The sequence below is a fragment of the Hyphomicrobium sp. genome (assembly GCF_051860585.1).
Taxonomy (GTDB): Bacteria; Pseudomonadota; Alphaproteobacteria; order Rhizobiales; family Hyphomicrobiaceae; genus Hyphomicrobium_C.
Genome location: NZ_JBHYDS010000004.1, coordinates 168,451 through 193,603 on the forward strand (window position 1 = coordinate 168,451; position 25,153 = coordinate 193,603).

15 protein-coding genes are annotated in these 25,153 nt (G+C 60.5%); 8 read left to right on the forward strand and 7 right to left on the reverse strand.

What is annotated here, in order from left to right:
• Positions 1-41: 41 nt before the first annotated feature.
• From ACTIFK_RS08310 to ACTIFK_RS08320, 3 genes are read right to left on the reverse strand one after another with little or no spacing between them, the layout of a single operon-like run.
• Positions 42-4,259 carry a DEAD/DEAH box helicase family protein gene (locus tag ACTIFK_RS08310; protein WP_439542593.1) on the reverse strand — a complete coding sequence of 1,406 codons (4,218 nt, stop codon included), beginning with the start codon at positions 4,257-4,259 and terminating at the stop codon, positions 42-44.
• Positions 4,256-6,892 carry a hypothetical protein gene (locus tag ACTIFK_RS08315; protein WP_439542594.1) on the reverse strand — a complete coding sequence of 879 codons (2,637 nt, stop codon included), beginning with the start codon at positions 6,890-6,892 and terminating at the stop codon, positions 4,256-4,258. The genes ACTIFK_RS08310 and ACTIFK_RS08315 overlap by 4 nt, the downstream gene beginning before the upstream one ends.
• Positions 6,889-8,490: an Eco57I restriction-modification methylase domain-containing protein gene (locus ACTIFK_RS08320; protein WP_439542595.1), complete on the reverse strand. Its 1,602-nt coding sequence runs from the start codon at positions 8,488-8,490 to the stop codon at positions 6,889-6,891. Before ACTIFK_RS08320 ends, ACTIFK_RS08315 begins: the two co-directional genes overlap by 4 nt.
• Positions 8,491-9,844: 1,354 nt before the next feature.
• Between ACTIFK_RS08320 and ACTIFK_RS08325 the strand changes: the two genes are divergently transcribed.
• Positions 9,845-14,830 carry a hypothetical protein gene (locus tag ACTIFK_RS08325; RefSeq protein WP_439542596.1) on the forward strand — a complete coding sequence of 1,662 codons (4,986 nt, stop codon included), beginning with the start codon at positions 9,845-9,847 and terminating at the stop codon, positions 14,828-14,830.
• Positions 14,831-14,867: 37 nt separating this feature from the next.
• Complete coding sequence (locus ACTIFK_RS08330) at positions 14,868-16,241, forward strand: hypothetical protein (RefSeq protein ID WP_439542597.1); 1,374 nt, start codon at positions 14,868-14,870, stop codon at positions 16,239-16,241.
• Here ACTIFK_RS08330 and ACTIFK_RS08335 read toward each other — a convergent pair.
• Both ACTIFK_RS08335 and ACTIFK_RS08340 read right to left on the reverse strand, forming a co-directional pair.
• Entirely contained in the window at positions 16,238-17,227 is a 990-nt protein-coding gene (locus ACTIFK_RS08335) for a hypothetical protein (protein WP_439542598.1), read from the reverse strand. The two genes, ACTIFK_RS08330 and ACTIFK_RS08335, sit on opposite strands and share 4 nt — an antisense overlap.
• Positions 17,214-17,456 (reverse strand): HNH endonuclease, encoded by a 243-nt coding sequence (locus ACTIFK_RS08340; RefSeq protein WP_439542599.1) that lies wholly within the window; start codon positions 17,454-17,456, stop codon positions 17,214-17,216. The genes ACTIFK_RS08335 and ACTIFK_RS08340 overlap by 14 nt, the downstream gene beginning before the upstream one ends.
• 466 nt (positions 17,457-17,922) lie before the next feature.
• Between ACTIFK_RS08340 and ACTIFK_RS08345 the strand changes: the two genes are divergently transcribed.
• The 5 genes from ACTIFK_RS08345 (at position 17,923) to ACTIFK_RS08365 (ending at position 21,926) form a co-directional block, all read left to right on the forward strand.
• Positions 17,923-18,063, forward strand: coding sequence for a hypothetical protein (locus ACTIFK_RS08345; RefSeq protein WP_439542600.1), 141 nt, complete (start codon positions 17,923-17,925; stop codon positions 18,061-18,063).
• A gap of 14 nt (positions 18,064-18,077) precedes the next feature.
• Positions 18,078-18,221, forward strand: a complete 144-nt coding sequence (locus ACTIFK_RS08350; RefSeq protein WP_439542601.1) for a hypothetical protein — start codon at positions 18,078-18,080, stop codon at positions 18,219-18,221.
• A gap of 444 nt (positions 18,222-18,665) precedes the next feature.
• The gene (locus ACTIFK_RS08355; RefSeq protein WP_439542602.1) at positions 18,666-18,806 is read left to right on the forward strand and encodes a hypothetical protein; all 141 of its coding nucleotides are present in this window, start codon (positions 18,666-18,668) and stop codon (positions 18,804-18,806) included.
• Between the two features lie 196 nt (positions 18,807-19,002).
• On the forward strand, positions 19,003-19,275 hold the full coding sequence (locus ACTIFK_RS08360; protein WP_439542603.1) for a hypothetical protein: 273 nt from the start codon (positions 19,003-19,005) through the stop codon (positions 19,273-19,275).
• A gap of 977 nt (positions 19,276-20,252) precedes the next feature.
• Complete coding sequence (locus tag ACTIFK_RS08365; protein WP_439542604.1) at positions 20,253-21,926, forward strand: hypothetical protein; 1,674 nt, start codon at positions 20,253-20,255, stop codon at positions 21,924-21,926.
• 374 nt (positions 21,927-22,300) lie between these two features.
• On the opposite strand, the gene ACTIFK_RS08370 is transcribed toward ACTIFK_RS08365, so the two are convergent.
• Positions 22,301-22,705, reverse strand: coding sequence for a hypothetical protein (locus tag ACTIFK_RS08370; RefSeq protein ID WP_439542605.1), 405 nt, complete (start codon positions 22,703-22,705; stop codon positions 22,301-22,303).
• Positions 22,706-22,863: 158 nt separating this feature from the next.
• Positions 22,864-23,079 (reverse strand): hypothetical protein, encoded by a 216-nt coding sequence (locus tag ACTIFK_RS08375; RefSeq protein ID WP_439542606.1) that lies wholly within the window; start codon positions 23,077-23,079, stop codon positions 22,864-22,866.
• A 227-nt stretch (positions 23,080-23,306) separates the two neighbouring features.
• On the opposite strand from ACTIFK_RS08375, the gene ACTIFK_RS08380 reads away from it, so the two are divergent.
• On the forward strand, positions 23,307-23,924 hold the full coding sequence (locus ACTIFK_RS08380) for a recombinase family protein (protein ID WP_439542607.1): 618 nt from the start codon (positions 23,307-23,309) through the stop codon (positions 23,922-23,924).
• The last annotated feature ends 1,229 nt before the right edge of the window (positions 23,925-25,153 follow it).

The window sequence follows — 25,153 nt, forward strand, 5'->3', positions numbered from 1 at the left end:
GCGTAGGCAGTTGCAATCTGTGTTCTGGACCTGTGCACGGCTCAGCCTTCCCCTTCTTCGTCGTCCAATTCGCTGACCCGTCCTGATTGGCGCCTCACGACCTTCAGTGCGTGCTTTACAAGTTCCCTGTCGTCCGCGCCGCGCGGCCCCCGTCCGAATCCAAGCGCGGGAATAAAACGGCCCGCCTCGTCGATATCCCGCAGTGACGTCATGGGCTTCTGCCCGACCGGAGAATTCTCCCAAAAGTCGCTGAGCCGCGTTGTGCCGTACTGCGTCCGGAATTCGTCCGTCAACCTCTTGGCCAGATCGCGAATGCTGCCGCCGTAGTATTCCGCATGAGGTGCGGCGCCGAGATGTGCGGAACCGCGCCCATCAACGCCGATAGCCGCTACTGCAAAATCCATAAAGTCCTTCGCTGCCCCGGGAAGGAGCGAAGTGACCAGTTTGCTAACATCGCTCACAGTCTCAAAAACCGGCGCGCGCGACTTCTGATCGGCGGGTTCGTCGATGAAAAGCTTTTGCTCCGCCCAGCCGCTAAGCCATGCCTGGAACAGGCTCGTTAACACGCGATCGTGCGCGCTCGCCGCCCATCGCGTAATTGCAGGGGGGGCGATCATTCGTTCGAGGAAGCGATTGAATACGTCGTGTGTCTCAACGATGTACCTGTCGCGGCGGGCGTGTGGCGTCGGTATCAACAAGCAAAAGCCCACATGCGTACGGCCCACGCGCGATGAGGCCTGGATGAATTCCGCGATGTCGCTGGGCATGCCTGCAAAGAACATGGCGTTGAACTTGTCGACGTCCACGCCATGAGAGATCGCTGACGTCGCGACGATGTTTCGAAGGCTTTGATCGAGCTCCGGCAGGTCGTCGCCGGCACCATATCCGCCCTCCGCCTTGCGCATGATGGACTGAATCTGCGCAACATCGACGCCGCCGGAAATAAGGTCGTCGTGGAACTGGGAAAGCGGCTGGCCGTATCGCTTGTGGAATTTCGCGACCTCTTCGCGGAAGGCGTCGATGACCTGATCACCGCCCTTCTTGTTGGTCACGTATGTCAACGATATGCGGAATAAATCGAGCAAGCTGGCAAGGGCGTCGGGATCCTTCGCGCACTCGGACAGGGCGCGGGTATGCATGCCAAGTAGGGGCGTCGCCTGCGTCAGTGAAGCTATGAGTTTGTCGACGGCGGATTGTCTCGTGGCGGGGTCCTGAATGGCCGACCAAAGTTCGCTGATAGCCAGGTGGTACGCGGACAAAACGTTGACCGTCGTGACGGTGTGGTTTTTGCCGTTCGTCATTATGGACGCATAGACGCGCATCCAGGGCGCCTCGATTTCCGGCGCCTTGGCGGTATTCCCGCCGAGGTTCGCCCTGCCGGGGTTAACTGCGGTCGCGGGCACGGCGTAAAACGATCGGTAAATCGATGGCCCCGGGTAGGGGAAGTGCATGTGCCGGCGCTGGTAGAGCGCGCCAAACTGCTGCTGAGGCACACTGACCGTCGCCGTCGCTGCCACGACTTTGGCCAGCCTTGGCGGCTTCTGACCGAAGGGGCTGCGGGCTACCCTCGTACCCAGAAGGTCGGCAGCTCTCTTGAATAGCTGCTCCAGCATCGTCTCGAAGAGGCCGGCAAATGTCCCGAGGCTTTCCTCAAGCAAGTGCGCTTCGTCCTGGATGATCAAAGACGGGAACGGGTCGTGGAATATCTCTGCGCCGTTCTTGTACGCCGGCGCCAGCTCTTCACAGCTGTTTGCGGCCGCTCCTTCCTTCAACATCTTGCGGGACGGAACAACCAACCGGCCCGTCGCGCGCTCTCTCCAACGCGCAAACCCGAACATGGCCATGACGCGATTGATCGTTGCAGGATGCTGCCCGATCAACGCGAGCTTGTCGATAACGCCCAGCAGGATCGAGGGTGCGTGCCGGTAGATGTCGCGGTCGATGATAAGAAGCGGGAGCTGGCTGGAGTCGGTCTTGGTGTTCCATTCGCACTTTTCGTTAAAACAGAAAATGCCGATCTCCGGCTCGCCGCCGGTCGTGATGCGGCGCAGACCTGTTGCCTGATCGCAAACCGGACATTTAGGAATCTTGTTGAAGCTCTCGTTGACCGACTCATAGTCAAGCCCAAGTCTGTCATCGTTCTTGTGCTTTCCGTCAGCCCTGTCAGGGACGGGCTCCAGTCTGTCATCATCCGGTCTGTTCGGCGTATTTCCGCTTCCGACCCAAAACCCGATCTCGAACGGCGATCCTGCGAGCTTTGCGGCGCGGCGCACGAATTCCGCGCGCACCACGATGGATAGAAGTCGCTGAGCCTGCTGGAGCGTAAGGAGCCGCAGCGGATAACGAACCAGAGCTGTTACGCCCAGATTCTTGCCCCGCAACCTGTCAAGGAACAGATTGAAGACGAGCAGCCCGAAGAAGGCCTCCGATTTGCCGCCGCCTGTGGGAAAATAAAGTAGCGTGGCCGTCTCCTCGTCGAAGTCCGGATCAAACCAGGGCGCTTTCGCGTACTCATGCATGCGCGAGCTGATGGTGGGGACGTGCGCAAGCACAAAGGTCAGCTGGAAAAGACGCCATCCCTTGATTCCGCGCCGCGCCCCCTCATCGCCGAAGGTCCTGTTGAGGAAGCGCCACGCTTTATAGGGGGCGGCTTCGTTTGAATCGGGGTCTGACGTAAAACTTTTGAATGAGTGCTCCAGCAAGCCGATGCCCAGTTCGATACGGTTGGCCTCGCGCCCGTAGCTTGCCAGATCGTCGCGAAATTTCTCGGTCTCTCGGTCGGCTTCTTCCGCGCTCTCCGACCCGCGTGCCGGATCGAGTGTCACCTTTTCGTTCGCTATCCAGTCCCTGTATGACTTGACGATCTTGCGAAGAACCGAAGGATCAAAGTGCTCGGCCGCCAGCGCGTCAAACTCCATTGACACGCCGGCAATCGAAGAAGGAACCAGTCGCGGCTGATTGTACCTTGGCATCCACGTGGTCATCAATTTCGTGCGGTTTCCCGACTGGGATTCGCTTACGCCGCAATTGATACCGATCGCGGGATAGGTCAGGAAATCGCGGAACCGGTAGGAGGGCTCTACGCGGTCAAGCTTCAGCCGGCGATGGATTGCGGTCGGTAGATCAAGCTCCAGCGCGACCTGGTGAATGGCATGCTCGTAGCGATGCCGCTGCCTTTTACCGACCGCCTCGTTGTTGTTTTCGACCATCAAACGAAGGTTGCGCCGCGTTTGATCCCGAAGGTCAGGCTCAACCTGCACAAGCAATGATAAGCCGTTCATGTTCGGAGCAAGCTCGTCGACGGGCGGTTTGGTTTTGCGCTGCTCGGTTAGGAAGGCGTTCCACGCCGCCTCATTGCGAAAGTCGCTCGGCTTGATGGTTGCTCGCCGGTAAGCCCAATCTGCTCCTTCCTGCGAGTCGATCCATGCCGCGACGGTTTTCCGGACGGAGGCTCTAAGCTTGGCCACCCATTCGCCGACTGCCGCCGCGAATTTCTCCTTGCTCGACACATCGATCTGCAACGGCTCGGCGACGATCGGCAATCGCCACCATTTCTGCGGGACGTCGATCTCCTGAGCGGCTGAATCGGTCTTGTATTTATACCGGCCGCGATTGGCGATCAGGCGTTCTTCCGTGGGCTCTTCCGAGGCTGCGGGGCTTTCCTCAACGGCGTCCTTTTCCTCGCCTTCCTGCTCTTCATCTGCGACCCAGGCATCCGTGGAGATCTCGACCCCGTACTGTGCCAGGAGTTCGCGGTAGATCAGTTGTTGAACATCCCTTCGGTGCTTGCGTTCATTCTCCGGCTTCGTCCCTTCGGCATCCATCGCGCTCTTGAGGCGCGGCTTCATCTCGTCGCGTATATGGGATTCGACATCCTTTTTTAGAGGCGGATTAGGGAACAGCTCGTTGGAGGCGGCAGTGATCTCCGCCCAGCTTGGCAGCGCGCGCACATATATCGAAAAGCTCAGCGTCACGACCGAAGGAGCCGCGCCCGTTGCGCCGATCTGGCAGTCGATGCCGTGAGTGCAGATGTGGATATCGGACGTTTCATCGATGCCGGCCTCGGAATATCTAGGCAGCAAGAATCCCGATACAAAACGCAGCGACGGTTTGGCGCCGTAGACAAACCTACCCTCTTCACCGGTTCCGCTGATCCGCTGACGGACCAGATTGAGGAGCGCATCCGTGAACGCTTCCTTTGTGTCGTCAAAATACGGCCGCAGGGCAGGAGGCGGCGACCTGTAATCGATCACCTTCATGTTCTGCCTACCTCCCGCTCGTTCGCCGTTACCGTTAGGACGTGGTTTTCGGCTGTCTCGTAAATCTGCCAGATCTCTTTTTTTCGGTCCGCAGGGAGACAACTTGCAGTCCCATGAGGGTCGATCAGGATTCCCATAAACACTTGATGGAATGCTGCGCCGTTGCGAATGCGCATCGACCGCGTCCAGAAAATCCCGAGATCCCAATAGTGCCTTGCGACGTCATCGCTGATCCCAAGAGCCTTCATCATGCAGACAAAGTGCCGCCTCACGCGGGGTGCCTGGGGCCTGACCGTCTCTCGCGCAACTTTGAGCAGGTCCGTAACTTCTATCCAGCTCCGTATCGATTGCAGCCCCGGCAACTGAAGGGCCGGGTCGATCGCGAGTATCCGGTCTCTTAGGGCTTGCGCCTTCCCGGCCAAGTCCACCCCCGGCAGCCGGGAAGCCGCGTCGGCGACGTCGCGGTGATAAAGAAGCAGGATATCGGACGCTTTCGCTGCCAGATGCAGCTTTTCTCGCGCCGACTCGACGAAGTCGGGTGTGAACACGCAGATCTGGTCGCCCTGCCTGAGATCGGACGCAGCGCAGCGGGAAAATACCTGAAGCGCATCCGGGTCGTAACGCGCAAACTCCGACCCGTCGAAAGCGCGGATCTTGAACCCTCCCGACGTCGACAGGATACGTGTGCGACCTGATCCGGGCGCTCCGATCGCTGTAAGATCCAGAGTTCCGAGGCGGGGCAATGGCGGCGCTGCATCAAGGTCCGGCAGGTCTATTTTCTTCCCCGCAAGCACCCGTTCAAGCTCGGACGCGGCAGCCTCTAATCTTGAGCGCACCTTTTCAATTCCATCCAGCTGCAGCAGAACACGCGTTCGGCGCAACGTGCTCTCGACCCGCGCCAGGTGAGCCAATACCAAAAGCGCCTTGGGGAGCCTGGACAGGGTGAGCATACTGAGCAAGTCGTCGGCGCCGGGCTCCATGAAAACGATGCGATCGATTTCCTTGTCCCCCGCCGTTTCAAGAACCTCGACAGCCTCACGCCGGTCGACGAGCAGAATTTTGGAATCAAGATGATTTTGTATCTCAGCCAGCGAGGAATCTTCCTCGATGCGCCACTCGGCGAACCCCCTGAGAAGTTCGCTAGAGAAGACGATGAGCGTTCGTTCTTCGGAGCGGGCTGCCCGCAGCAGGCATTTGTCGAACAATTCGCACCCAGGGTTGTTCGACTCGGCCGCCGCGAACAGCTTATCGAGTGCGGCCAGGAATTCCGCCAAAGCGTTCTGGTTCGCGCCGGCAAGGCCTTGCTGCAGCGCCGCCTTAATCTTGCCCCGCGGCGCCAGACGATCATAGCGCGCAAGGATGGCCTGACATTCAAAACGCTCGTAATTCGCTTCTGCGAAATCCATGAGCTGTCGCGGATAGCCGGGCAGGCCGATGAGGTTCTGCACTGCATGCATGCCGTCCGTGACAGCGCTTGCGAGCTCATCGTCTCCGGCATCCATTAAGCGACGACGCAGCTTGAGGCCGAAGTCCGAAAAGCTCAGGATCTCTCCGCCATAAGCCTCCACGACAATCTCGGGAACGGTTCCCGGCTCAATCGCAGCTGTTGAGAGAAGATCTGTGCTTGGCGTAAGAACCACCAGCGCCCCTGCTGGCGATTTGTTATCCGGGCTCGCGCCCCGGCGAACGTCGTAACGCTTGAGCGTTTCCCACCGCAGCGTCTGGAGCACGAAAGCGTCGTCAGTCAGAGCCAGTATGGGAGGAGCGATATCGCCATAAAGGTCTCCCGCCGTGGCGCAGAACTTAGCGACGCGCTGCCGCCATCCATCGCTGCCCAGCCTGTTGCGGGCCCGGCGCGTCAGGTCCAGAAGAATGACATCGGGCCGCCTTCCACCTTGCTTCGGATCGAGGCCCGCCTGGCGCCACAATGCTATTCGCACGGCGTCGGAATGTACGCCGAACATGAAGAACGGGGCTTTCAGGGGATCTGAGACCGCCTCGAGATGATCAGAACACTCCCCGATCCAAGTATGACGCCGGAGCCGCCGCAGGAACTGTTCCTGATAGCCCTTCGGCTCTTCCGCGATGATGCCTAGCTGCGGGGTAATCTCAAAAAGCGAGGGATGAATGAGGAGCGGATCGCGCTCGAGCGCCCGCTTCGTTCGTTTGTCGCTCTTTCCACCGGTCCCGATATGCTTGAGGCTGTGAAGCGCCATCAGATAGGGATACGAGCGATCGTTTCTGTTCAAATAGACCCGCTGCAAAGGAAGCATGCCGCTCCGCACGAGGACATCCCGATCGGTCAGCATTGTTCGCTGCGTCGCTCCGACGTTCTGGCTCCACGGGAAATACAGCGAGGCAAACCCCCTTGCGTCGGCGTTCTCGAGTCGATTCAAAGCTGCCAGAGCGTGGAAGATGGCCACGCCGTCAAGACGGTTCGGCCAAAGCAAGACACCTTCGCTCTTTCCGGTCGAGATGACGCGTTCGAGCACGGAGATGACCTCTCGCGCCCCGGCCGCAAGCAACTCCGGTCCGTCCGAACCCACTTTGCGGCGCAGCGCGGGAGTTCGCTCGAGGAGGGCGGCCGCTCCGGTGCTAAGAGCGGCATTCTCCGATCTGGCGGCAAGGGTCATTTGGCCCGACCCTTCTTGCCGATTTCCGATCGTTCATAAGCAAGTTCGGCATTGCGTTCGTCATCCGTAGTTTTCTGGAACAGCTCCCGCACCTGCTCTGCGGTGGGCAGCGGCAAATCTCGTAGCGCCTTTGTGGAAACACTCACCGTGCCGGATATGCGCCGGAAACGCGCGTCAACAGCGGCGGTATTGAGCAATCGGCATAGTATGGCGATCGGCACGGATTGCTTCGCCTTCGGGTCGGGCAGGATGAGCACGGTGTGGTTCTCGGAGACGAACCCGCGCCCGCCGGGAACGCGTGACTTGCGTACGAGCCCGCCGATGAGTCTTCGCTTCTGGCGGCGATTGGTGGTGCGCTGGAGTATGATCGCATCGCTTCCGACCACGGCGGTCTTGGTGCCTGCGACGTTTACAAATCCGACCTTGCCGTTCGAGGGTTGCTCGTGTCCGGGTTCACACACTGCGTTGGCTCGAACGTTGTGAGCCCAGTAAAGGGGAACCTCGTGCCGCTTTGGCTTATTTCCGACGCGATAACGGTCTTGCTCCCGGTTCCAGACGAAGTACCCCGTCTTTGTGATGTAGCCATAGTCGCTCAAAGTCGCGAAGCCGTCGCGGAAAAAATCGCCCGTGTCCGTTCCGTCAGGCAAAGCCCAGATGCGATTGCTCGGGTTCGCGGGGAGGTCAAGGACGCCCATGTCGACTGATTTTTGATCCACCGTCAGAAGCGAACAGCGGGCCGGCTCGACCGCTTGCGGTGAGCCCTTCTTGTGGAGAAGCAGGATTCCGACGTCGTACAGGACGTCCAGAAACACATCGCTTCGCTTGTCGATCAGATCCAGCCGCAAGACATGCGTCGTCTTGAGGATGTGCTCGCGCAGAGCCGCGAAATATGAGCCCCCGACAAAGGAGATCGGGATGATCAGACAGATCAGGCCGCCGGGGCGGGTGTTGCGGATGGCAAGTTCAATAAAGAGGGAATAGAGATTGACGTAGCTCTCGCTGATAACCGCGGCGAACTGCGACAGCGTCTTCTTCGAGGGCCTGAATACGCGGCCGTACGGCGGGTTGGCGACCACCGCGTCGTACAGATCGGCAGGCGCGGGCTGCTTGAGCGCGTTTCCTCTTGAAATCGAGACCGACAGCGGCTGAGCCCGTGCTCCCAACTCGGACTTGAGCGCGTCTGCCATGAGAAGCTCCGACAGGCGCGCGAGCCGAGGCTCGATCTCCACGCCCGACAGCGTCGTTTCGATGGCAGCTATCGTTTGCTTTGCGCTCGCGCCCTTCGTCCTTGATGCGTTGGCGATCCGCGCCGCCAGCGGCACAAGAAACGCCGCGCCGCCGGAGGCGGGGTCATGGATATGGTGAGTGCCAGGTCGAAGGCCCGCCTCGACCATGATGTCGATCACGTATTGCGCCAGATACGGGGGGGTGAAGTACGTAGCCAGACGGCGCCGACGCTCCTTGGGCATGAGAAGAGCGTAGAGGCTGGATATCCAGTAGTGCTTTTCCTCAGAGGGAAGACCGGAAAAGAAGCTCCGGACAACTGGATCCGTGCTGCGTCCGGCGATAATCGCTTCGCATGCCTGCAAGGGTGTCATCGCTGACTTTTTGACGGCAGAGACGACCTTCCTGAGCTCCCGCAGCCGCCTGCAGAGCTGATGGTCAGTGTCTACGATCTCCTCAACGACCCCCGCGCGCATAAATTACCTTCAGTATTCTGTCCTTTCGAACACCATCAAACAAAAAAAATTTATGATCAAGCTGTTGCGGATTTCTTCCGCTGTCTGCCGGTTTTTTCCGGCCGTCCCCTGCGCCTCAATATACCGACGCATGAACTCGCGTAATACCTGCGCCGCAGGTCTATCGGCAGCGCGACACGCCTCGGCGAACTGCTCGCGGAGCACTCGATCAACCCGAATGCGCAGCCCGGAATCCTTGGCGTGTTTTTTTGCGAAAGCGTATCCATTGGATGCACAAATGCACAGAACTTTCTGTGATGCCCCCATCTAGGAGCGGTTGCTGTCCACAGGTCGTTTTACATAGTCTTTGCCCCTTCTGACCGAACAGCTATCGGTGGAACGATCGGCGTGAAGGTCACGGCCGGAAGTACGGCCGCGCCATCGCCCGGCGGATAGCCTGGGGGTTCGCGGATGCGTCGCTCAGCTCCTGGAGCCTTCCCGCAGTCTGGGCAGCTTGCACACGATCGTGTGCAGCTGGATCGCAAGTTCAGGCCCTGCCATACGGCTCAGTTTGGTTTGGGACAGCGCGCACTCATGGAACATCGTCCGCTAGAGGCCACAGGTTGCCGACGGCGATCACTAGGAACAACGGACCTCGCCAACAAGCGGACATGACCGAGCGTAAGCGCTGGATCTCGGGTGACTGATTGCAAATGTCTGCAATTGGGACGAAGCAGACGGGGCTACGACCGCGCGCGCAACGGTGAATGTCTGCTACTGGCCCGTCGCAGACGTTGCCGCCTAGGCGGGTTCGTCCCAAAAGCCGACATCCGAAACGCTAGACGCACCGCCCCCGACGAGTACCTATCGACGTCCGCTGCCGAAGGATGAGCGTCCACACTCGAGCACCACAAGAATATCGCTGTACAATCTGTGGACACCTAGACTGCGTCTTTCGTAGACGCGCGCAATGGATGGCGAATTCTCAGGTGGACAAGTTACGCTGCGAAATTTCTACAGGCATAAAGGCTCTTGACCAGACCATACGCTCTAGTGGATGGCGTTTTCTGACCCAATGCAATACGGAATTGGGCGCTCACGCACAGTGACGCTTTGGGGGCGGGAAATGACACCGAGCGAGCCTGCAGCATCCTCGATAGGCGCCAGTCCGTCATCGACGGGCCCGGCTGGCGCCCTCTTCGAGGGCCAGGTTGGTGCGCACTACCTGCTGACCCTGCTTGCGGAAGCCGAACCGCGGGGGCTTCCCGGCGCCATGATCGAGCGGGTCGAGCTGCAGCGCGCAGGCGAAGGGCATCCGCTCGATGATGTTATCATCCGCGGCGCGACCCGCGCCGGCGAGCCGGTCGTGCTTGAGGTGCAGGTCAAGCGAACGATAACATTCGCGCCTGGCGACGCTGTGTTCAAGAGCGTCGTCGAGCAGCTCGCAAAGGCATTCCCAACGCTCGACCTCTCCAATGAACGTCACCAGTTTGCCGTAGCGACCGAACGGACCTCCTTCAAGATCACCGGTCCCTATCAGGATGTCTTGCGGTGGGCGCGCCAGATCGACTCGCCCTCCATCTTCTTCGCGAGGATCAACCGCAAGAATGTCGGCAACGTGGACATGCGGACCTTCGTCGAGACCGTCCGGACGCACCTTGAGGCCGCGGGATGCCCGCACGACGACGAAACGGTATGGCAGCTGCTGCGCCGCTTCCACATCCTCACGTTCGACTACGATGTGCCAGGCTCGCAATCCGTCGAATTGGCGCTTGAGCGTGCCCGAAACCTGCTCGATCCGGCCGATGGGCCACGCGCCAGCGCCTTCTGGAAAGTGCTGACCGAGACGGCGATCCGAGTTGCCGCCGCGGGCGGCGATCTCGATCGGGTGCGCCTCCTCGACGAGATCACCGTCGTCGACAGCTTCCGACTGCTCGGCTTACTCGAGAATCGGGCTGTGCTTGATACCCTCGCCGAAGCCGCAACGCTGGCCGCGGCCGACCTTCGAGGCAGCATCGCTGGAGCGACTTTGGCCCGCACGGCTCAGCTCGATGCCGTGCGAGAAGCACGCGACCGGGCTCGCTATATTGAGATTCGCGGCGGCTCAGGAGTCGGTAAATCAGGCCTCCTGGGCCTCCTTGTCGACCAGGTGCTGAGCGAAGGTCGCGCCATCGTACTTTCGCCGGAACGTACGATCCCAGGGGGATGGGTTGCCTTCAAAACTGCATTGGAGATCGCGGTCGGACCCGAAGCGTTTCTTTCCGAACTTGCCAGTGACGGTGGCGCCGTTCTGTTCATCGACAGCCTCGATTTCTTTGCCAATGCCGACAAGCGCGCAACGGTGATCGACTTAGTACGGGCCGCGGTCTCCGTCCCGAATTTCCAGGTCATCGTTACGGCACGAACCGACTTCGACAAGGACGAGCCGAACTGGCTCCCAGGCGACGTCCTGGCCAAGCTTGGACGCACGCCCCCCATCCTCGTCGATGAGCTTGGCGTTGAGGAGGTTGAAGAGCTCAAGGCGGCCGCACCAGGCTTGCGCGCCCTGCTGGCCGATGATCATCCTGCTCGCGCGATGGCACGCAACCTGTTTCGCTTGTCGCGGCTTGTCGAGATTGAAGGGTCTGCTCGTCAGCTTCGATCTGAGGTCGACCTGCTCGAACGGTGGTGGACGACCGCCGACGGACCTCCTGACGGACGTCGCGAGCGGGCGCGCCTCATCGCGTCTCTCACCGACGCGATTCTTGCCGGCAGCGACCACCTCACCACCACATCCTCGGCTATCGATGCACTCATCGCCAGCGGTACGCTCCGCGAGCTCGGCCTCGATCACATAGCATTTCGCCACGACGTGTTGCGGGATTGGGGCGTTGCGGCGCGCCTCCATGACGATCCGAGCAAGATCGTTCAGCTTCCTCTGAACTGTCCGGTGCCGCCATCACTAGCGCGGGGCATTGAGCTCGGCGCCCGTTTCGCGCTTGAGCGGTCTGAGGATGGTCGAGCATGGATTGACTATGTGAGCCGACTGAGCCCCTCCGGTGCACATGCCTCATGGAGACGCTGGCCTCTCTTGGCTATCCTGCGTTCCGAGCTTGCACTCGCGCTGCTAGATCGCGCGGCCGAAGCGCTATTTGAGAATAACGGCACTCTTCTCCGCGAGCTAATCCGCACAGCGATTGCGGTCGAATCCCGGCCCCTTGCTGAGATGCTAGCCAGCTTGGGCGCCCACACCGCATCAATTCCAGCAGGGATGTTCGGCCCGGCAAACGGCTCCTGGGCCAACCTGGTCCAATGGCTGGTCGCGCGGCGCGCCGATCTCCCCCTGCGCGCATTGCCAGATGTCGTGGAGCTGTTCCAGAGCTTCTCCGCCTCGACGTTCGTTCTGGCTCCGATCTCGCCGCATATCGCAGGCGCCCTTGCTGACTGGCTCGAGGAGATCGAGGACGCCCAGGAGCATTCTCCGCTGGCGGCCGATCGACTGAGATTTCAAGACGCCTTCAGATATCACGAACTTCATCGGTTGGGCACAGACGCCCGCCAGGCGTTTCTGCTGACGGCCTCCCGTGTGCCTGAGCGGGCCAAAGGCTATCTGCGCAAACTGCTCTCGCGCCGAAATCCCGATCAAACGATCCGCGAGATCATGCGATTTCGCGGCACGCTCGCGCAGGCGGCACCGGCCGAGCTTGTGGAGCTGACGCTTGCCGGTCTGATCCCGAGAAACGATAAGCGCCGTCGACGCGTGACGGGAAACCGTGATGAAACATTTTCGTACGCCGACAGCAACTTCCTGCCGAGTTCGCCCGGACAAGGACCGTTTCTCGACCTGCTCAATGCTGCGCCCGAGCAGGGGCTCACTCTGATCCGGCGCCTCGTCGGGCATGCCATCACTGCGCGTACGAACGGACGCGACCCGAATGACGACAGCTTCACGCTCGCACTTCCCACAGGAACGCGCAGCTTCCCGTGGCAGCGCTCCTACTTCTGGTCGCGTCAAGCTGACGGCGCTTACGCGGTCGAGTGTGCGCTGCTTGCGCTGGAGGCATGGTCCCATGTGCGCATCGAACGCGGTGATGCCCCCGAGCAGGTCATCACCGACATACTTGGCCTGGAGGGCTCGTCGGCTGCCTTTCTCCTTGTCGCGGTCGATGTCATGATCTCCCATTGGCCGAAGACTAAGACCGAAGCGCTGCCGTTTCTCGGCTCGCCTGACCTCTTGTCGCTCGATCGCAGCCGTCAGGTCCATGATGCCATGCCGGCAGTGGACCTCGGCGTATGGGGCCTAACCGGACCGAAGGAGCCAACAGGGCCGGTCCAGCTTGCCGACCTCAAGAAACGGGCGTCGCGCAGGTTTGCGCTGGAATCCCTTCTGGGACTGCTTGCCTTTGACACGAGCGCGGACCGAATCACGCTTCACACTTTGCTTGCCGAAGCGACGACACGTCTCGGACCGCCATTGCAGACCGATACCTTTGCCGAACCGAGGCTCATGGCACGTTACGCGCTCAACCTAATCGATCCGGCGAATTGGCATCCGCGAGAAGGTGGTTACGCCTATGTCTCGCCGCCAGACGAGGCGCAACACATCACCGCGCTGCAAGCCAAACAGGCTCCGCGAACGTTGGACTTCGGAATCGATGCGGCCATTCAGAACGCTCTTGAGGAAAGTGCGCGATCGAACCCAGGGCTTGCCGAGCAGGCAGTCGCCTATGCGCAGCGGCAGGAGACAGCCACTGATACCTCGGAGGATGTCCTCCACTCCCGCACAAATGCGATCGTATCGGCGGCAATGATCTTGATTCGCGATGGCCCCGATGCCACGTTCGACCAGCACGAGACATGGGCCCGCGCCGTATTCACGCAGGCCCTTACTGACAGGCATGACGCATTCGGCGCCTATCTGAGCGACGGCATTCGCTTCAATCCGGTTGCAATCGCCACGCTAGGCCTTGTTCATCTTTTGCGACGACGCCGTCGCGACACCGATCGCGACACGCTCTTCGAGCTGGCGGGTCGCGACGGGCCGGAGGCCGCCCAGGGCTTCGGGGCGGGCTTCGCAGTCATTCGCGACATCGATCCGCGCCTCTTGCCCTCGCTCCTGCGCTGCGCCCTTGCTGCTCAGATTCAACCAACACACGACTGGGACGATACGGATGAGAAGAAGGAAGCCAAACGCGCCGAGCACCGGACGCGGGTGGCACGTGCAATCGCCGCCGAGCTCGCTTGGCTGAACGGTAGCGCGCCAGAGCCAAGCTGGCCCGCGTTTCCTGCTCCGATGATTGCCATCCGCCACGGCGTGCGCATTGGTGGTGGCGATGAGCATGATGAGCTGCCGACTCCGCCGCCGCGGCCCGTTGAGCAACTCCGGTCTCAGGCCGCCGCCTTGTGGGTTCGCCAGCTGTCACGCGGCGACGATCCCGTCGACCTGAAGCGGATTCTCAGTTTCGTCGACGCTTATGCGCAGTGGACGGCGGCGGCGAATGGCGCCGGCCTTGACCTGCACGTTGAACTCGATGGCCGGACCGACGAGTGGAACACAGTCTTTTTCCGGCTCTTGGGCCGCGCGCTCCCACACATGGAGCCAGTGAAAGCGGTCGAGTATGTGACGCAGGCGATCACTGTTCCCGATGAAGCGTTCTTTGATCTTAGTGATGAACTCATACGCGCCATCGATACGGCTCACTTCAACGATGCCGGTCTCGACCTAGATGTCGCCCTCAGCCTGCGCACCTTGGTGGCCGATCGGCTGGTGAAGACTTCTGGCTGGCGACGCGAGCGCGACCGGACCGAGCTTTCCGTCGAATCCCACATTGGTCCGGCCATCGCCGCACTTTTCTTCAATGAGTACGCGGCGTTTAATGGTGCGTCTTGCTACTTGCTGCCCAAAGGAACCGATCGGGTCGCTCCGTTTCTTCCCGGTCTTACACGCCTGATCGAGGAGGGTTCGGTGCCGTTCACTGCGCTTCTGACCATGAACCTGCTCGACGTATCGCCGCGGCAAGAGCACGCATCGTTCCTGATATCAAGCGCCTCGACCTGGCTGCGGCGACAGCCGACCAACACAGCACTTTGGGTCGATGGTGGGCTTGGCGCTCGGCTGGCAAAATGGTTGGAGGAAATCTTCAACGCTGACGTAGAACTTTGCTCCTCCTTCCATCCCTTGCGGAGCCAAATGGACGAAGTGCTCGCCCGTCTGGTGCAGGCCGGTGTTGCTGAGGCACACAGAGTTGAGAATCGAGTCGCCACTACCGTTGGGCCTTAACGAATCGCCGCCGTTGTTGGCGATGTGAACAATGCACATGAAGCCAATTAAGACCATCGTCGCCGACATCGTCGTCGAACTGACTAGGCTGCAGGCCGTGCCCGTCGCGCGCCGCAGCGACGACCACGAATTCGGCCTTCCGCGCATGATCGCCGCCGGAGATGGCGGCAGCCTCGTAGTATCGAAGAAGATCGACGACGCCATCGCCGAAGTGGCGCGGCGGCTGATGGACAACGATCCAAAGCTTAAATCCCGCTACACGCTCGCGGAGTGGCGCGCGGCCGTTCGCCGTGCGTTCGGGCCTGCCCTGGCCACCATCGATCTGGATGACAAGCCGGCCGAGAATGCTCAGGTCGTACTGCAGGCAGTGAGAGAAACCCTCTCAAAGGATCAATCGCGCCAGGTTTCCAGAGAGCACGCTTTCGGCTGCACGCTATTCAGCGACAAGAACATCGCTGCGTTTGCCGTGGGTCCTGTCCGTTTCGAGACACGTGTCGTGTGGCTCGCGCGACAGGCTGAGGCCAGTTATATCTCGAAAGTCACGGCCCGGCGCATCGGCCGCGTCTGGCAGGGCGAGCGCATCGCCAAGCGCAAGGTATCGAGAGAAAGCCTGCGAGAGAAGGACATCCTTGGTGCCATTGGCTCAAGTCCTTTCGTGTGCAGCGTCGTCACGACCGGATTTGGCGATGAGGCGGCCAAGGAAAAGGCCCGGACCGCCGCGCGCCTTTCCCTCGCCGCCATCGCCTTGCTTTGGCAGACGCCGTCGAAGGCGCTGAGCGGATTCAATCTCTTATTCGATCGCTCCGTGCGTAGTCTGAAGACGTTGACGTTCGTTCCCAAAAATCACGTGCTCTCCGGCTCATACCTCTCGCACATGCCGGATGGACCGTGGCTCAAACCCGGCGAATGGGAAAAGCTGCTGGAGGACCACCGCGATCATTTCGCCGTTGCCGGCGAAATGATCGACTATCTCCTCAGTCCGACAGGCCAGGTTTCCCGCCCCAAGCTGATGAACACATTGGCGCAGTCGCTGCTATGGTTTCACGAGGGGTGCCGCGAGACGGTCAGCCTCATGGGCATCGTCAAGTTCTCCGCTTCTATGGATGCCCTAGCCCTTGGCGGCAAATCGACAGGCATTAGAAAATTAATCACCGCTCGCATCGGCCTCACTGACGAGAAGCCGATCCGCCGCGACGGACCGACCATGAAAGCGGCCATCGAGACAATCTACGGGGACGGGCGCAGCCGCACGCTTCACGGTTCCAACGAAGAACTCGGCCATGACTGGAGCGGAGCGATGGGCCTCGCCGAGCAGTTCGCGAGGCTTTGTCTTATCAGCTGCATGGACTGGGCATCGGAAGACCCGACTCTCGACGATCCCCGCCTGTTTCTGAAATCCTCTGCCGCTTAGGCTGCTCCCGGCATCGGCGGCTCGTTCTGCGGCACATGCCAGCGCGCGACCTCTGCTTCCAGTTGATCGATTGTCCTGCGCTTCGATTCCAGTTCCACGAGCTCAGCGAGCTGCGGCCCGCCATGTTTGTGGAGGACATAGGGCGTAAGATGGATCGGACCGAAATGCGTATGCAGGCCCGGAACAAGCAAAACGACAAATCCGTCACCGAATTGCTCGAGGAGGCGGCTTGCAAGGCCTCCGGCCTTGGGGGCCACAACGGTCGGAAACGAGCGTGTGCTCGGCGAATAGACCATCACGATGGCCACGTCACCCGATCGCACAAACGCGAAAGTATACGCGCCCGGATATCCGAGCAGTTGTTCGTCGCCGGCACGGATCCCTGGCACGACCGGCGTGCCGAGGATCGGAATATCTGCCCTCTTTCTCGGGTCGCGTTCCCACAGCGCTTTGCGCAGGAGCGGCTCATAGTCTGTTTCCTGAAACGCCGCGCCAAACAAGGCGCTGCCGAACCCGAGCGCCAGCTTGCATTGGAACCGCGCCCCGTGATCGAGCAGCATCGTCTGGCGCACGTGATTGGTCTTCGCGCGCCAGTGGGCGTCGAGAAAGGCTCTGTCCTTCGCGGATTGATCACTCTCCGGCGAACACAGGGCAAGAAGCACGGGATCGTTGACGACTGTTAGCAGCCGGAACTCCGCGCGCCGGAACTTCTCGCGCGCGGACGCGACCGCGGTGTGAATCCAGTACGCGTTGGGCTTTGAAAAGCTCATGTAGACGCGTCCGCCGTCGGCTGTGTTGCGCTTGATCGGATCGCCGCCGGCATAGGAAGCAAAGTCGGAGCGATCTTTTTCGTGGAGGAAATAGACGCGCTCGCCGCGCGGGCCAAGCCAACTCTCGCAAACCTCGCCGCCGGGCGGCTCGTCCGCCAGCGTCCCAACGTACACGAGCGGCAACGCAATCGCCTTGGTCGTATCAAGGAACGCCAACGCAGCGCCGCTTTCCTCGACTGACGTGAACAAAGCTCCGCTGAAACTCGCCGTCCACGAACTGCCCCAGGAGGTTGTTGCACGTGCCGCACGCCTTCCGGGTCTTGAAGAAATCCGGTGTGAACTGCCCCGCCAGCCCTTCCGGCCAGATGTGCTCGAGCGACCGCTCCGCCTCGGGCTTTTGCCGTCCGCAATAAATGCACGTGAATGTCAAAGTGTCGGTGTTCATTGACTATCTCGGAGGCTCTGCCTTCCCGTGCAGACCTTATCACCTCTCTTGAAAATCAATCTTTGCGGCCCCAGAAAAAACCGCTCAGGAATGGTGAGCGGACAATACGATCGCCCTCTGCCATCGCATTCGAGGCGGTGAGCTTGTCCGCTTTCTCGGCGAAGCGGATATTGGAGAATGCCCATTTGGTTCAGAAGCAGACCTTGTCTGCCTGAGCGGCGTTCGCCGCAAGCAATACGCTTGGCTCAAATTTCGAAACGCGGTTCATGCCGCCAGCAATGGGCGGGGCCTATGAAACCGCGATCGTTGGCACCGGCAAGCCTCTATTGCTGAACGCCTTCTGCGCGAAACAGATCGCGCAGGGCGTCGCCGCCACGGTCGGGGGCGCGCAACCAACACGACCGAGGCCCGGCGCGATCTCTGCCAAGCGCAAGGGGCACGCTTTCCATCGGACCGGAAAAAGCGGATGCCGATCAGAAAGAAGTTCGGCCCCGGCATCGCGAACGAGCTGGTGAAGGACGAGAGCGCCACCGCCTTCTACGCCTCGCAGGCGCTAATTATCGCCCGCGTCGGGAAAGAGATCGCCGCCGTCCTGCGCGGCTACTAACCGGAGCTGCCGTCATGAAAGATTTTTTGCGCGACCGTCTTCGGCCGCTGATCGAGTGCGCGCGCCTTCGTTGGCGCCGGGCGCTGGGTCGATCCATCCCGTTTGTCGGCCGCGTGATTGCAGAATTCGCGGCGCAGATGAAGCAGCCGCAAGACTAATCGAATTGGCGAGCCCTCCTGTTGTTACGGGAGGGCAGCCGTTCATCCAGATCGCCAGGGTCCGGCAAGCGCTCTCTAAACGAAACCGTAGAGCGAACGCCCGGCTGACTTTCTGGATGGATGACGAAATTTACAACGGCAGTAAGAGGTGCCTCATGCGAGTGATCGTGACCGGCGGTCGTGCCTATGACGAACGGGACGTGGTTGAGCTTGCCCTGTCCTACCTGCATCTCGTTTGCGGCGGGCACCTTACATTGGGGGCGCGAGCGGCGCCGACGCCTTGGCGCGAGCCTGGAGCTATACGCAGGAGAACGTCAGCCTCGTCACCGTGCCGGCCGATTGGAACAAGCACGGACGAAGCGCTGGGCCGATCCGCAACAATCTCATGCTGGATCAGTGCAACCCGCAGCTCGTCGTCGCCTTCCCTGGCGGCAGAGGGACGGAATGGTTCGAACAGCTCGCAAGGCGGGCGTCCCGGTGATCACGGTCAACGGGATGATGCACGGGCCGGTGATCGAGGAGCGCCTGAACTATGGCGTGGAGACTGCCAAGGGCCGCGCGTCAGGCCGGGCAATCCCCTCATGATGCAGCATGGCGTCTCAACCGTCTCGATGGGCTGCCCCTGCTGCGGCGCTTCGGTAGAGGCGTCTCGCCATTCCAGCGATCCGAAAGGAACGCGGGTGGTCGAGTATCCTTGCGCGCTCTGCCCGACGGCGCCGAACGAGGTGCCTCGATACTTCGACCCCGACGGACTTGAGATCGCAACGGACTGGAAGCGCAAATGATCATGTGCGTGGGCAACTCGATGGGCAAGACGACGGACGCGCCCGACCTGCAAGAGGTGATCGAGGTCGCTGGCGTGGTCGAGGCGTTCGACTTTCCGAACGGCTACGGTTGGAGAGCCGACGACGGACGCCGCGTCCTGCTTCACGTCTCCGCTTTGCGGGCCGGTGGATACCAGACGGCCACGATCGGGGCTCGGGTCAAGTGCCAAGCCTTGGGACGGGCAACCTCATTGCAGGCGTTCCGCGTCCTTGAGCTGGCGCGGTACTGAGCCGGGAAGCCCCCCCTTTTGTATTCGCGAAAGATCCTGGCGATTTGAGCCGGGGCTGAACAATCCACAGCACAGCAGCGATCCGCCCAAGCGGCCGCAGATCGAGGATGATCGTGCCTCACGTCGCCATAGAACAATACCCACCCCTTGCCCTTGCCCCTGAAGGGAAGGCAACGCTGCTCGGTCAGGCGGGCGGAACCCCGCCAGCGGCACGTCACCCATACAACCGGGGGCGGATGCCATACAATACAACCCGTTGGAATTTGATCGGAGACGCCCGCTATACCAAGGCGTCCCCACCCACCCCCTTGCCCAAGCTAGGACCATGCCTCCCGCCTCGCCCTAGCTCGTTCTACGCCCTGTCTACGGTCCGACGCCCCCCGCACGTCTGGGTCCTTCCGGGGACGTCTGCGTACTGCGGCGCGCGGCCCCCCAAAATATGAGTGTTTTTCACGTCGCTGATTTCTTGGTTTAGTTTCGAGACGCTGGCGAACACATGCTCCGTGCGGAGCCTGCCGAGGCGAGGCAGCCCTTCAAGCGTTAGGCTACTTGCGGCCGCAGCGGATCATTTGTTATAGGCGGCCGACCGCTTCGCGGCGGCGCCGAACCCAGCATCCATGCCTTCACCGAAAGTTCAAGTCTGGCACCCATGCCGGGCCGTCAGGCCCCGGCATTCTGGATCGGTTCTGCAGCGGCCGGCTAATCGCCGCCGCTCGAAAGAAAAGCCAATGAAAGTCAGCAATGGTGCACGCCTCAAACGCGCGAACAAGACGACGCGGCAACCGTCACAAACAAAAAAGGGGGGAAGCTCCGTATAATAACTCTAAGGGTTCTACCCCCCTTTCTTGGTGTGGAGCCGCAGGTTGATCGTCGACCGAACCCTAGGTGACTTACGAGAGTGCTTTGCTCAACAGGGACATGAACCCAGCCCGCAGACGTGGCGGGCACTCAGGGCAATAGCCAAAATAATGGCTGAGATGAGCGACGGCGTTTGCTCGAAGGCGATCTATCTATCGAGTCTCGATCCCGGGATGGGGAAGACTTCAACGGTCATTTACTTTCTGAAGGCCTTGTTGGCCTCAACGAAGCACGAGGATATCGGCGTACTGATATGCATTGAGCGCAAAGAGCAGATACTCGCCTTTCTTCAGCATGCTGGTCTGGCTGTCGCCGATTTCGGGATCTTGACGGCCGACGAGGGTCTCAATGGGCTTGGTCGTCAGCCAGCCAGAGATGCGCGCGTGCTCTTCACGACGCACGCCATGATCGAGACGCGCTCCAGTCGCAGGCGATTCCCGACTGTTAGCGATTTCTGGTTCAACGGTGAGCCACGACAAGTTCGTGTATGGGACGAGGCGTTGTTGCCCGGGAGACCGTTGACTATTTCGCGTGATGGGTTTGCAGCCCTGCTCAAACCGCTTCGCGGCGATTTTCCCGACCTTGCCGAAGACCTCGAGGAGCTATTTCTCCGGTTAAGAGACGTGAAGGACGGAGAGGTGGTCAAGCTTCAGCTAGCGACCGAGCGTGACATTGAGCAAAACGAAGTTCTCAGGCTGGTAACCAATCAACCCGACTTGAGACAGGCCGTGGAAACGCTCTTCGACCTGTTCGGCAAGGAGGTCACGGTCCGCCGTGAAGGACGGTGGGGCAACGCGATACTAGATTTCAAGCGCACGCTGCCGCGCGACATAGCACCAGTCCTTGTTCTTGATGCGTCTGGCCGTGTCCGCACCGCCTATGAGCTTTGGGAAGCGCGTGGCGGCGTACGGAGGCTCCCTCCTGCGCCAAAGAGATATAGCAAGCTGACGATCCATCATTGGGCTGTTAGCGGAGGGAAGACCGCGTTTCGAGAACGCGGGCGTGCGCTGCTAGAGGGTATAGCCGCTGCCATCAGATCGAAGTCAGATCAGAGGTGGCTAATTGTGCATCACCGCACTGGCATCAATATGGATTTTGAAGATGAATTGCGCGCGTTGATCGCTGATTGCAGCGGGATGGTGGACTTCATCCATTGGGGTGCGCATGACGCAACGAACCAGTACGTCGAGGTAACAAACGTCATTTTGGCCGGCACTTTATTTCGTAGGCCCTCTTTTAACGAGGCTCTTGCAAGGCTCGCTAGCGATCGCCCGTCTTCGACCGGGTCAATTTCTAAGGCTGTTGTGAATGACGTCATGAGGGGTGAACATCGTCATCTCATCCTACAGGCTCTATGCCGGGCCGCCGTCCGCAAGAGCGTCGGCGGCGAGTGTGCACCAACGTCTGCTTACATCATAGCAAGCCCTCAATCGGGAATCCGCGGCGAGCTCCCGATAATATTCCCAGGTGCGCGCATTGTAGATTGGCAGCCATTCAAACAAGCCTTGGGAGGTAAGGCCGGTGAGGCGTTTCGCTATATTGAGACGCAGCTTTGTGAGAACGCTCACGAACATGTCAGCTTTCGCGACGTGATGGCGCACATCGGGTGGAAATCAACCAAAGACTTCCTGCGGGACATCCGTAAGAAGCCTCAATTCGTTGCTGCTCTACTCGAACGATCAATTGAAGAATTGGGACCCGGTAAGCGCGCGACGTGCTTCCGGCTTCAGTCTGTGGTCCAGCCTGCGGAAAACGCGCCGGCTGGCAAGCGTGCGAACGATGGTAAAGCCTGATGCGCTCCCGTTCGTGTTAGGCTGCGACGCGCCGATCCCCGAGATCGTCTATGCGCCAGAGCCCGGCTGCAAACCCGCAGCTTGGCGTCGCGCGGAACGTGCGTGATCACCCGCCCGACGTTATGGTGCACAAGGTCGTGGCGCGCTCTAATCCCGTCCAAGGGCGGGAAAGCCCTGAAGCCCGGTTCGTGACGTAGCCTAGGCCGTCGCGAAGCACCATCATCGACTCGGAGGATGGACGCTGGACGACCAGGGCCGGCCGGATTTGCGCGCCCTGTGGGCGGACAGAAGGACACGCAACCTATTCTTCCGATCTCTTGGAGATTGACGGCAGGAACATGGGACCCTCCCCGCTGGTCACGAGGAGCGTTCGGCTAGGCGCTGCCCCGCAAAGCTGCTCGCAAGCCGGGCACCGCGGCATCCGCGCAGCGCGTTACCCGCGGGCGGCGCGAGGCGCACTGGTCGAGCCCTGACGTGATGGGAGCGTGCCTGTTCCTGTTCTCGGGCCCGATCATGCTCGGGCTCGAACTGCCGTCGATTGCGCTCACGCGCAGCCGCGCGAGCCGGAGCAAGTGATCGTCGCCCTCAAAGTCGATCTGATGGAAACCGCCGAGCTTTGCGACGATCTCGTCGACGGGCTGGAACGCGTTATCGACTTGCTCGTGCGCGGGCTTGCGCGTGATGCGCGGCACGAATGCGAACGCCGGGACGCGCTGCACAACCAGGAAGGCGTTCGCGTCCCGGCGTTCGCAACGGGCGAGAGCACCGTGCGCATGCACCGCGAAGTCGGTCAGGCGGAGGAGGGGCGGACTTCCCCGGTCCAGCGACCCGCGCCGGTCGCCCGGCCAGTCCTGCGCGTCACCCGCTTGAGAAGCAAACGGAGGAATCAGGGCGGGGGTTCCCGGCTGACGGGATGCTGTGAGGTGACGGGCCTTTCTTACAGTTTTTCCGACTGCTCAATCGTCAGCTCGGGAGTGTTGTTTTCTCTGAGCCGAATTTCAATGCGGTCGAGCGTGTGCCAATCGGGACCTCGCTCGACAAGTTCCTTTAGCTCGCCCAGTTCTTCAAAGCCGTGGTCAACATCAATCACACCCTTTTCGGTACGATAGAAGCACGTCGCCACCCAGCGAACGGGATTGTTGGCGTTTCTCATGGTCGGGCGTGTCCTTTACAGCTTTTCGGCAGCGCTCGCCGCCTGATTTCGTGCACGATGCTCATGGCGCAATGCTTTCTCGATGGTCGTGCGGAGAATGGTCGCCACGTCTAGAGCATGCACCAGCAGCTCCTGGTCGATGTGGTGTCCCGATGCATTGACTTTGTCAAGCAACCTGTCAAGAAATTATCTGTGCTCGAGGTCGGTGTGCGGAAGGGCGTGCCAAAGTGGCGACCAGGAAGCCGAAGGCAAATGACGACAATACAAGGCTGATTGGATACGCGAGGGTTTCCACACACGAGCAGAGCTTAGACTTGCAGCTAGACGCGCTCAGGGCGGAGGGTGTCCACGCAGACAATTTGCATTCCGAACACGTCTCCGCGGTGTCCGCTCGCCGCCCCAAGTTGGAACTCGCGCTGAAGGATGCCCGCTCCGGCGACACGTTCGTTGTTTGGAAGCTAGACCGGCTAGGCCGCACCGTTTTTGACCTGCTCAAGAAGGTCGAAGACATGGAACGACGCGGTGTAAAGTTTCGCTCCATCACGGACGTAATCGACACGAGCACCGCAGCCGGTAAGGCGATGTTCGGTATGCTGGCCGTCATGGCTCAGTTTGAGCGCGACCAGATTGTTGAGCGTACCCTTGCGGGAATGAAAGCGGCGCGCGAACGCGGCAGGCTTCCCGGCAAACCGTCGAAGCTGTCTAAAACACAATGGGCGCAAGCCGAGCGGATGCTGGCGAAGAAGACTGTGGCTGAAGTCGCCGCACATTTTAAGGTAACAACCGCCACGGTTTACAATCGCTTCGACGCTGCGGCGTTGGAGAAGCTCAGGGATAAGCGATAGGCCAAGGCAAAATGGCCAACACCATGCCGAAATGGAGGCGCACGGAGGCCGTTTAGCCGCTACAGATCAAGGCCGATCGTGCCTCTTCCCGCTATAGACAAACAACCCTCTCTGTCCTTGCCCTAGTAGGGAATACAACGCGCCGTGCCGGGCGGGCGGGAGCCCCGCCAGTGGCAGGCCAAGCCCTCGACCCCCGTCGGATCGTGCGAAATAGAATGCTGACGTATCAGGTCAAGGACGCCCGCCCCCTCCCAGGGTCGCCGACCCCTTGCCCTACCTCCGCACGCCAGTGCACGGGCTCGCGCTTCAGTCCTACAGCGTGTCGCGCCCCATAGCCCCCCCGCCGGTTAGGTTCTTCCCGGCCTTCCGGCATCCTGCGGCGCGCGGCCCCCCAAACTTTGAGTGTTTGTGCAGTTTTGAGTTTGCGGTTTCGTTTCGCTTTTTTAGGCGCCAATTTAGGTTCACGAGCGCACTCTACGAGGGCGACCGTCACCGTTGTCGGCTCTAAAGTCGATGCTGCGTGCTGCACTTCGCGACCGCGAGTGCGTAGCGGCCGGATGGTAATCCTACCCAGCTACGATCAAACAATTCCAACGACCGCCTCGCCCGGGGCTTAGGCCGCCACGTATGCGATCTGGTCAGCGACACTCAGTCATTGGCAGACATCCGCCGCCCGAGCAGTATGAGGAGTGTCACCATGCGAGGGCCCTCATGCATTACGCCCCATTCAACTGAACGCGCCGATCGGTCGGATTGGCAATCCCTGGGCGATCATTTGCGAGCCGTTTCCCAACTTGCTCAAACATCGGAGCAGCGCGGGTCGCTGCCATGACGGGATGGTTGCGCGACCTCGGAAAAATACGCAAAAGCCTTCCAGCTCAAAATCAAGGGACGCGGAACGAGCGTCGACCACTCTACGGCAGGAGCGAGAGTTGCTCCGAAACTTGCAAAATCGGGCGGTGACAAATTTATCTCGGAGTAGCTCGCCAAGCGTCAGACATGCTGCCGCGATCCTTTGCATTTGTAAGGGATGGCGCGTTGGAGGTAGCGGCGACCGCCGAAATAAGGTGTTATCAACTTTCATTACTTGGGCAGATGATCTTCTCGTGCCTTGTGGATGCAGACTGATGCCAAAAGGCTAAAGGCTCGACGACCTGAGACCAAGATCCGCTTGGCTAGAGAGAATTGGGCCGCGCCCGTCGTCGTCACCACAAACGTGCAGCTCTTCG